This window comes from Streptomyces sp. NPDC057638 (genome assembly GCF_042800315.1).
Lineage (GTDB): Bacteria > Actinomycetota > Actinomycetes > Streptomycetales > Streptomycetaceae > Streptomyces.
In genome coordinates, this window is record NZ_JBHVHF010000564.1 from 1 (window position 1) to 2,136 (window position 2,136).

The window sequence follows — 2,136 nt, forward strand, 5'->3', positions numbered from 1 at the left end:
GAGCGTGAGGGGCGCGCCGGCATCGGCGGGCGCGCCGGATCGCGCGCCGAGCGCGCGGACGGCACGGATCACTGAGGCCGGCCGGAAGGAGGGACGTCGATGAGTACGAAGGACTTCGTCGAGAAGGACTACTACAAGGTTCTCGGCGTTCCCAAGGACGCCACCGAGGCCGAGATCAAGAAGGCGTACCGGAAGCTCGCCCGCGAGTTCCACCCGGACGCCAACAAGGGCGACTCCAAGGCCGAGGAGCGGTTCAAGGAGATCTCCGAGGCCAATGACATCCTCGGCGACCCCAAGCGCCGCAAGGAGTACGACGACGCCCGCGCCCTCTTCGGCAACGGCGGGTTCCGCGCCGGTCCCGGCGCGGGCGGCTCCACGTTCAACTTCGACCTGGGGGACCTCTTCGGGGGCGCCCAGGGCGGACCGCAGCCCGGCGGCTTCGGCGGCGGTATCGGCGATGTGTTCGGCGGGCTGTTCAACCGGGGCGGCGGCCCCGGCTCCACCACCACCCGGACCCAGCCGCGCCGTGGTCAGGACATCGAGTCCGAGGTGACGCTCAGCTTCACCGAGGCCGTCGACGGGGCCACGGTCCCGCTGCGGATGTCCAGCTCGGCCGCGTGCAAGGCGTGTTCGGGCACCGGTGACAAGAACGGCACGCCCAGGGTCTGCCCGACCTGTGTCGGCACCGGACAGGTCTCGCGCGGGGGCAGCGGCTCGTTCTCGCTGACCGACCCGTGTGTGGACTGCAAGGGCCGTGGGCTGATCGCCCAGGACCCGTGCGAGGTCTGCAAGGGCAGCGGGCGCGCCCGCTCCTCCAAGACGATGAGCGTACGGATCCCGCCGGGCGTCTCCGACGGGCAGCGGATCCGGCTGCGCGGCAAGGGAGCGCCGGGCGAGCGCGGTGGCCCGGCCGGCGACCTCTATGTCGTCGTCCATGTCGGCGACCACCCGGTCTTCGGCCGCAAGGGCGACAACCTGACCGTCACGGTCCCGGTCAGCTACCCGGAGGCCGTGCTCGGCGGCGAGGTGAGGGTGCCGACCCTCGGCGGGCCGCCGGTCACCCTGAAGCTGCCCGCGGGCACCCCCAACGGGCGCACCATGCGCGCTCGCGGCAAGGGCGCGGTCCGTAAGGACGGCACCCGGGGCGATCTGCTCGTCACCGTGGAGGTGGCGGTTCCGCAGGACCTGAGCGACAAGGCGAAGGAAGCGCTGGAGGCGTACCGCGAAGCCACCGCGGACGCCGACCCGAGGGCCGAGCTGTTCCAGGCCGCGAAGGGAGCATGAGGGAGATGGACGGAAGGCGCCGTAACCCGTACGAACTGACCGACGAGAGCCCGGTGTACGTGATCTCGGTGGCGGCTCAGCTCTCGGGGCTGCACCCACAGACCCTGCGGCAGTACGACCGGCTCGGGCTGGTCTCACCGGACCGCACGGCGGGGCGCGGACGGCGCTACTCCGCACGCGACATCGAACTGCTGCGCACGGTGCAGCAGCTCTCCCAGGACGAGGGCATCAACCTCGCGGGCATCAAGCGCATCATCGAGCTGGAGCACCAGGTGGCCGCGCTCCAGTCCCGGGTCGCCGAGCTGTCGGCGGCGCTGGAGGGCGCGGCGGCCGCGATGCAGCAGCGCGAGGCGCAGGTGCACGCGTCCTACCGGCGGGACCTGGTCCCGTACCAGGACGTGCAGCAGGCGAGCGCGCTGGTGGTGTGGCGGCCCAAGCGGGGCGAGTAGTCCCGTACGAGTCCTGCGCCGTTCCGTACGAGCCCTGCGCTGGTCCCGTACGAGTCCTGGTCCCGTGCTTCCGGCGTCCGCGGGCGGCACCGTGCGCCCCGGCTCCCGGCGAGTGATCTCGTACGCCCCTTCCAGGCCCAGTCGGGTGTTTCGCCCGGACGGCTAGCGGGCCGTGGCGCCGCGTGATGGGGGCACCACGTCTCGTAAGGCTCCGGGAGGTCTTCGGGGGCCTTCGACGGTGTGGCGAGCCGCCAGGGCAGCCGTCAGGCGTTCGGCGTGGGGCAGGGGTATGAGGATGGCGGTCCGAATCGTACGGGTCGGAACCGTACGTGTCCGGACCGTACGGCCGTCCGTGCGGCGGTGATGAGAGCGGCTGAGCGGTGGGGCCGCCCGCCCCCGGAAC

The 2,136-nt window shown here is 72.1% G+C and carries 2 protein-coding genes; both read left to right on the forward strand.

All coding sequences use genetic code 11. From position 1 onward, the window contains the following. Positions 1 to 99 precede the first annotated feature (99 nt). On the forward strand, positions 100 to 1,284 hold the full coding sequence (gene dnaJ / locus ACFVIM_RS34775) for a molecular chaperone DnaJ (protein ID WP_384310289.1): 1,185 nt from the start codon (positions 100 to 102) through the stop codon (positions 1,282 to 1,284). A 5-nt stretch (positions 1,285 to 1,289) separates the two neighbouring features. Continuing rightward, on the forward strand, positions 1,290 to 1,733 hold the full coding sequence (locus ACFVIM_RS34780) for a heat shock protein transcriptional repressor HspR (protein ID WP_384310292.1): 444 nt from the start codon (positions 1,290 to 1,292) through the stop codon (positions 1,731 to 1,733). The last annotated feature ends 403 nt before the right edge of the window (positions 1,734 to 2,136 follow it).